Genomic DNA, 7,014 nt, shown 5'->3' with positions numbered 1-7,014 from the left:
GGGTGCGGGCGGTACGGGCGGGGTTCCTGCTGACGCTGGTGCTCGGAACGGTCGCGGTGCTGCTCGTGCCGGGGGACGAGCGGGCCCCGGTCATCGCCGGTTTCGCGATGCCGCTGGTCGGGGCGGGGCTCTGCCTGCTGATCGGGGGGATCGAGGTGTATCCGTACACGCGCTGGGCGTCCCCGGCCGGGCAGCGGCTGCTCTCGGGGCTGTCGTCGGCCGATCCGCGCACCGATCCGCTCACGGCTCTCGCGACGCGCGGTCCGGCCGTCCTGGAGCCGGAGCTCCGCGCGGCCCTGCAGGGCTGAGACCCCACGAAGGAAAAGGTCCCGGAAATGACGCCGGTGCGGCGCGCATGAAGCGCGCCGCACCCGGAGCCGGACCCGGTGTCGCTGGAGCGGCGGGCAGTGGCTCTGCCGCCGTCTGATCTTCCGGATCAAGGGGTGGCGCGCCCGGCCGGGAGCCGGGCGCGCCACCAGGTTTTCGTACGGCCGTCAGGCCAGGCCCGCCACCAGGTCGGCGACGCTCTTGCGGCGACCGGTGAAGAAGGGGACCTCTTCGCGGACGTGCATCCGGGCCTCGGAGGCGCGCAGGTGGCGCATGAGGTCGACGATGCGGTGCAGCTCGTCGGCCTCGAAGGCGAGGAGCCACTCGTAGTCGCCGAGCGAGAAGGAGGCGACCGTGTTGGCGCGGACGTCGGGGAAGCCGCGGGCCATCTTGCCGTGGTCGGCGAGCATGCGGCGACGGTCCTCGTCCGGGAGCAGGTACCAGTCGTAGGAGCGGACGAAGGGGTACACCGAGACGTAGTCGCGCGGGTTCTCGTCGGCCAGGAAGGCCGGGATGTGCGACTTGTTGAACTCGGCGGGGCGGTGCAGCGCCATGTTCGACCAGACGGGCTCCAGAGCGCGGCCCAGCTTGGTGCGGCGGAAGAGGTTGTACGCCTCCTGGAGCTCGTCGCTCGTCTCGGCGTGCCACCAGATCATGACGTCGGCGTCGGCGCGCAGACCGGACAGGTCGTACGTGCCGCGGATCGTGATGTCCTTGGCCGCGAGCTGGTCGAACAGCTCCTGGACCTCGTCGGCGTAACCGCCGCGGTCCTCGGGGAGAACGTCGCGCAGCTTGAAGACGGACCACAGGGTGTAGCGGATGACCTCGTTGAGGTCCTTCGCCTTCTTACCGGCGTTCGGGATCTTTTCGGGCGCACTCATACGCCTATTCTCGCCCGTCACGAGGAGTGCCCCGCACCGGGGTGCCCCGTTCCCGACGTGGCGATGATCTCGTCGGCCGCGCGGTGGGCCGAGGCGATGCAGGCGGGGACGCCGACGCCGTCGTACGCGGCGCCCGCGAGCCGCAGTCCGGGGAGGACGGCGACGGCCTCGCGGACGCGGGCGACGCGGGCGAGGTGGCCGACGGGGTACTGGGGCAGGCCGCCGATCCAGCGGGTGACCGTGGACGCGACCGGGCGGGCGGCGAGGCCGGTGGCGGCGGCGAGGTCCTTGAGGGAGGCGTCGACGAGGTCGGAGTCCTCGCGGTGGACCTGCTCCTCCTCGCCGTGGCGGCCGACGGAGGTGCGGAGCACGAACAGGTCGGGGGCGGCGTCGGCGACCCACTGCCACTTCTGGGCGGAGAAGGTGGAGGCCTTGATGGTGTGGCCGTCGACGGGGGGCACCAGGAAGCCGGAGCCTTCCAGGGCGGGCATGTCGGAGCGGCGGAAGGCAAGGGTGATCAGGGCCATGGAGGCGTAGTCGACGGCGTCGAGCTCGGCGGCCGCCTCCGGGGCGTGGCCGCCGAGGAGGCGGGCGGCGGTGCCGGCGGGGGTGGCGAGGACGACGGCGTCGGCGTCGAAGGTCCGGTGCGGGGTCACGACCTGCCAGCCGGTGGCACCGGTGCGGAGGAGCGCGTTCACGGGGGTGCCGGTGTGGATCTCGCCGCCTGCGGCGCGGACCGCGTCGGCGACGGCGCCGGGGAGGGTGCCGATGCCGCCGTCGATGCCGAGGAAGGCGGAGCCGCCGAGGCCGGTGGCGGCGCCCGCCGCGTCGGCGGGGGTGGCCGCGCCGGCCCGCTGGACGGCGTGGACGGCGGCGGTGAGCGTGGGGTGGACGCGGGCGGCCTCGAAGAGGGCGGGGACGGCGGCCTTCATCGAGATGCGGTGGGCGTCACCGGCGTACACCCCGCCGAGGAGGGGTTCGACGAGCCGGTCGACGACCTCGTGGCCCATGCGCGCGGCGACGTACGCGCCGATGGCGATGTCCTCGCCGATCTCGGTCGGCGGCAGCTCCAGGTCGCCGCCGATGCGGCGCACGCCCTCGGCGGAGAGCAGCCCCCCGACGGCGGCGGGGTCGCCGGGGACGCCCATGACGTGCCCCTTGGGCATGGGGACGAGCTCGCCCCGGGACCAGACGGACGCGGTGGTGGTCGCGGGGGCCTGGAGCCGGTCACCGAGACCGACGGCCCGGGCGAGGGCGACGGCCTCGGGGCGGCGGGCGAGCAGCGACTCGGCGCCGAGGTCGACGGGCGCGCCCGCGATCTCCCCGGCGAGGAGCTTGCCGCCGAGCCGGGCGTCCGCTTCGAGGAGGGTCACCCGGTGGCCGGCGAGGGCCAGCCGGTGGGCGGCCGCGAGTCCGGCGATCCCGCCTCCGGCGACGACGACGTGAGGCCCGGCGTGCGGCCCGGCGCGATGCCCGGCGTGGTGTCCCGTGGTGTCCGCGTTCATGGCACCACTCTCTCAAATCGCCCGCCCGCGCCCGTTCCGAGGCCTGACCGTGACCGCATCGCTACCGCCGGAGGGCAACCCGTACGGCGTGCCCGTACGTCCAACGGGCACTACTCACCACCATCCTGGGGGGAACCTCGTGCGGGCAGCAAGAACGAGAACGGCGGCCGCGGTCCTGCTGACGGCCTCACTGGTCCTGACCGGCTGCGGGGCGGGCGCCACGGAGTCCGCCTCGGACGGCAAGGCCGACGGCATGGCGGCGGCGAAGCCCGCCGACGGGGCGGCCGACAGCGCGTCGGGCGCCGCCGGGAAGCCCGCGTCGAAGGCGCCGGCACGGCAGCACGTCATCCGTACCGCCGAGCTCTCCGTCGAGGTGAAGGACGCGGCGAAGGCCCTGGTCACGGCCCGTCGGGTGGCGACGGACGCGGGCGGGCACGTGGAGAACGAGACGACGGAGCGGGTCGACGGCACGCACCTGACCTCGCAGATCGTGCTGCGGGTGCCCCAGGAGCGGTACGACTCCGTCCTCACCGAGCTCGCGGGCGCGGGGAAGCTGCTCGACCGCCGGGCGTCCGCCAAGGACGTCACCGACCAGGTGGTGGACGTGGAGAGCCGGATCGCCACCCAGCGGGCGAGCGTGGCGCGGGTGCGGGCGCTGATGGACCGGGCGGAGAAGCTGTCCGACGTGGTGACCCTGGAGGGCGAGCTGAGCCGCCGCCAGGCGGACCTGGAGGCACTGCTCGCCCAGCAGGCCTCGCTGAAGGACAGCACGACGATGGCGACGATCACGCTCCGGCTCTCCGAGCCCGAGGAACCGTCGGCGGAGGAGCGGGAGGAGGGCCGCCCCGGCTTCGGGGACGCCCTGGGCGGCGGCTGGAACGCGCTGGTGGGCGCGGCCGCCTGGGTGGGGATCGTCCTGACCGCGCTGGCCCCGTGGCTCGCGGTCGCGCTGATCCTCTTCGTCCTGTGGCGCCGTCTCGTCCGTCCGCGCCTCGCGGCCCGCACCCGGCCGGCGGACGCCGTCCCGGGCCTGCCGGACACCCCGCGGAACGCCGCAGGGGCGCCCGTGGTTCCGGCCCCCCAGGAGAGTCCGGAGAAGTAGTTTCGTCCCATGAGTCTCATGAGCGAACGACTGGTGGTCATCGGTGGCGACGCGGCGGGCATGTCCGCCGCGTCGCAGGCGCGCAGGCTCAGGTCCCCGGGGGAGCTGGAGATCGTCGCCTTCGAGCGCGGGCACTTCTCCTCGTACTCGGCCTGCGGCATCCCGTACTGGGTCGGCGGGGACGTGGCCTCGCGCGGGGAGCTGATCGCGCGCTCCCCCGAGGAGCACCGGGCCCATAACATCGACCTGCGGACGCGGACCGAGGTGACGGAGATCGACGTCCCGGGGCAGCGGGTCCGCTCGCGGGACCTGGAGGCGGGTACGGAGGCGTGGACGGGCTTCGACAAGCTGGTGATCGCGACCGGGGCCCGGCCGCTGCGCCCGCCGCTGCCGGGGATCGACGCGCCGGGGGTGCACGGGGTGCAGACCCTCGACGACGGCCAGGCGCTGCTCGACTCGCTGTCCGGTGCGCCGGGGCGGCGGGCGGTCGTCGTCGGCGCCGGGTACATCGGGGTGGAGATGGCGGAGGCCCTGCTGAACCGGGGCTACGAGGTGACGGTCCTGACCCGGGGCGAGCAGCCGATGGCGACCCTCGATCCGGACATGGGGCGGCTCGTGCACCGGGCGATGGACGGGCTCGGGATCAGGACGGTCGTCTCGGCACCGGCGACGAAGATCCTGACCGGCTCGGAGGGCCGGGTGCGGGCGGTGGCGACGGACGCGGACGAGTACCCGGCGGACGTGGTGGTCCTCGGCACGGGCGTGGTGCCGGAGACCTCGCTGGCGCGGGCGGCGGGACTGCCGCTCGGGGCGTACGGCGGGCTGCTCACCGATCTGGCGATGCGGGTCAGGGGCCACGAGAACATCTGGGCCGGCGGTGACTGCGTGGAGGTCCTGGACCTGGTCTCGGGCCGGGAGCGGCACGTGCCCCTCGGCACGCACGCGAACAAGCACGGCCAGGTCATCGGCTCGAACGTGGGCGGCGGCTACGCGACCTTCCCCGGCGTGGTGGGCACGGCGGTGTCGAAGGTGTGCGACCTGGAGATCGCGCGGACGGGCCTGCGGGAGAAGGAAGCCCGGGAGGTGGGGCTGCGGTTCGTGACGGTGACGGTCGAGTCGTCGAGCCGGGCGGGCTACTACCCGGGGGCCGCGCCGATGACGGTGAAGATGCTGGCCGAGAAGCGCACGGGCCGGCTGCTCGGGGTGCAGATCGTTGGCCGGGAGGGCGCGGCGAAGCGGGTGGACATCGCGGCGGTGGCGCTGACGGCGGGGATGACCGTGGAGGGGATGACGGCCCTGGACCTGGGGTACGCGCCGCCTTTCTCGCCGGTGTGGGACCCGGTGCTCGTCGCGGCGCGCAAGGCGGTGGCGGCCGTTCGGGCGGCGGAATGACCCGAGCGGCGGATCACCCATGGTGACGGCTTGCGATCAGAGCGTCACCATAGGTAACTGATCACATGATCAGAAACGCCGCGCGAGCGCTCTGCGCCGCCTCTCTCGTCGTCACTCCGCTCGTCCTGAGCACGCCCGCCCACGCCGCGGTCTCCTGCCAGGTGAACGGCATCCCCGCCGCCGGCCCCACCATCAACGGAACCTCGGGCTCCGACTACATCACGTGCGCGTCCATCAACTCGACGGACACGATCAACGGCCTGGGCGGCAACGACTACATCGTCGTCACCACGTCCAGCGGCCAGGTGCTCGGCGGCGACGGCAGCGACTACATCAGGGTCGGCACGGTCGTCGCCGGCCAGGTCAACGGCGGAACGGGCAACGACTACATCCGCGTCGACACGAACAACGCCACCGTCAGCGGCGGCATCGGCCTCGACTACTGCCGGGTGGGGACCGGCAACCCGCCCATCAGCTGCGAGTTCTGAGCCCCCACCGCACGCGGGCGGCCGTCGGTCAGACGGCCGTCCGCGTGTGCACGTACTCGACGAGGCGGGACAGGGCGTCCGGGTCCATGGCCGGCATGACGCCGTGGCCCAGGTTGAAGACGTGCCCCTCCAGGTCCTTCGCGGCGGCCAGGACCTCGTCGGTCTTGGCCTCCACGACCTCGGTCGAGGCGAAGAGCACGGCCGGGTCCAGGTTGCCCTGGAGGGCCTTGCCGGGGCCGACGCGGCGGGCGGCCTCGTCGAGCGGGACGCGCCAGTCGACGCCGACGACGTCCGCGCCGGCCTCGCCCATCAGGCCGAGGAGCTCGCCCGTGCCGACACCGAAGTGGATGCGCGGGACGCCGTAGCCGGCGACCGCGTCGAAGACCTTGGTGGAGGCCGGCATCACCGAGCGGCGGTAGTCGGCCGGGGCGAGCGCTCCGACCCAGGAGTCGAAGAGCTGCACGGCGGAGGCGCCGGCCTCGATCTGGACCTTGAGGAAGGCCGAGGTGATCTCGGCGAGGCGGTCGAGCAGGTCGGCCCAGAGCTGCGGGTCGCCGTACATGAGCGCCTTGGTGTGCTCGTGGCTGCGCGAGGGGCCGCCCTCGACGAGGTAGCTCGCGAGGGTGAAAGGCGCGCCGGCGAAGCCGATGAGGGGGGTGTCGCCGAGCTCCTCGGTGAGCATCCCGATGGCCTCGGTGACGTAGTGGACGTCCTCGGGGGTCAGGTCGCGCAGCCGGGCCAGGTCGGCGCGGGTGCGGATCGGGTCGGCGACGACCGGGCCGACGCCGGGCTTGATGTCGAGGTCGATGCCGATGGCCTTGAGCGGGACGACGATGTCGCTGAAGTAGATGGCGGCGTCGACCTTGTGGCGCCGGACCGGCTGGAGCGTGATCTCGGTGACCAGCTCGGGCCGCATGCACGACTCGAGCATGGGGATGCCCTCGCGGACCTTCAGGTACTCGGGGAGGGAACGCCCGGCCTGTCGCATGAACCAGACGGGGGTGTGGGGCACCGGCTCACGCCTGCACGCCTTGAGGAACGCGGAGTCGTACGTCCGCGACTGCTGCTTCGTCTGCTGGCCCTGCGGGCGGTCAATGGCACTCACGCCCAGAATCTTCGCATGTGGCGGGAAGCCGCTCGTCCGGGCCGGGTGTCCTCCCTGCACAGAGGCCCCGTTCCGCCTACTCTTCCCCGCATGGCTGCGGCTCAGGGACATTTTTCCGATCATTCCGACGGCGATCGAGGGACGGACGAAACGGCGGACAGTACGGAGGCGAATCCGGTTCCGCCCGCGTTCCGGCGGGCGGAACCGGATTCGC

Annotated in this window: 6 protein-coding genes and 1 pseudogene; 4 read left to right on the top strand and 3 right to left on the bottom strand. The window is 73.3% G+C overall.

The annotated features are described in order from the left end of the window. Positions 1-308, top strand: a pseudogene (locus CCN56_RS11280) (TIGR04222 domain-containing membrane protein); the annotation flags it as partial. Positions 309-494: 186 nt separating this feature from the next. On the opposite strand, the gene hemQ reads toward CCN56_RS11280, so the two are convergent. Together hemQ and hemG are read right to left on the bottom strand one after the other, a co-directional pair. Beyond that, the gene (hemQ, locus tag CCN56_RS11275; RefSeq protein ID WP_041131776.1) at positions 495-1,208 is read right to left on the bottom strand and encodes a hydrogen peroxide-dependent heme synthase; all 714 of its coding nucleotides are present in this window, start codon (positions 1,206-1,208) and stop codon (positions 495-497) included. Between the two features lie 17 nt (positions 1,209-1,225). After that, positions 1,226-2,713, bottom strand: coding sequence for a protoporphyrinogen oxidase (gene hemG / locus CCN56_RS11270; RefSeq protein ID WP_086826072.1), 1,488 nt, complete (start codon positions 2,711-2,713; stop codon positions 1,226-1,228). Between the two features lie 139 nt (positions 2,714-2,852). Between hemG and CCN56_RS11265 the strand changes: the two genes are divergently transcribed. From CCN56_RS11265 to CCN56_RS11255, 3 genes are all read left to right on the top strand, one after another. Then, positions 2,853-3,815: a DUF4349 domain-containing protein gene (locus CCN56_RS11265; RefSeq protein ID WP_256961907.1), complete on the top strand. Its 963-nt coding sequence runs from the start codon at positions 2,853-2,855 to the stop codon at positions 3,813-3,815. Between the two features lie 18 nt (positions 3,816-3,833). Next, positions 3,834-5,207, top strand: a complete 1,374-nt coding sequence (locus tag CCN56_RS11260) for an FAD-dependent oxidoreductase (RefSeq protein ID WP_086826060.1) — start codon at positions 3,834-3,836, stop codon at positions 5,205-5,207. Between the two features lie 65 nt (positions 5,208-5,272). Then, positions 5,273-5,695, top strand: a complete 423-nt coding sequence (locus CCN56_RS11255; RefSeq protein ID WP_086826058.1) for a hypothetical protein — start codon at positions 5,273-5,275, stop codon at positions 5,693-5,695. 28 nt (positions 5,696-5,723) lie between these two features. Here CCN56_RS11255 and hemE read toward each other — a convergent pair whose 3' ends face one another. Continuing rightward, entirely contained in the window at positions 5,724-6,800 is a 1,077-nt protein-coding gene (gene hemE / locus CCN56_RS11250; RefSeq protein ID WP_086826056.1) for a uroporphyrinogen decarboxylase, read from the bottom strand. Positions 6,801-7,014 lie beyond the last annotated feature (214 nt).

Source organism: Streptomyces sp. NRRL B-24572, from assembly GCF_002156145.1.
Taxonomy (GTDB): domain Bacteria; phylum Actinomycetota; class Actinomycetes; order Streptomycetales; family Streptomycetaceae; genus Streptomyces; species Streptomyces vietnamensis.
The sequence above is the reverse complement of the archived record's forward strand: the minus strand, read 5'-3'. Positions and strand labels throughout refer to the sequence as shown.

What these genes read in the sequence shown, in the direction of transcription:
- CCN56_RS11255 (WP_086826058.1), top strand. Translation starts at nt 5,273, where the DNA reads ATGATCAGAAACGCCGCGCGAGCGCTCTGCGCCGCCTCTCTCGTCGTC.
- CCN56_RS11260 (WP_086826060.1), top strand. Translation starts at nt 3,834, where the DNA reads ATGAGCGAACGACTGGTGGTCATCGGTGGCGACGCGGCGGGCATGTCC.
- hemG (WP_086826072.1), bottom strand. Translation starts at nt 2,713, where the DNA reads ATGAACGCGGACACCACGGGACACCACGCCGGGCATCGCGCCGGGCCG.
- hemQ (WP_041131776.1), bottom strand. Translation starts at nt 1,208, where the DNA reads ATGAGTGCGCCCGAAAAGATCCCGAACGCCGGTAAGAAGGCGAAGGAC.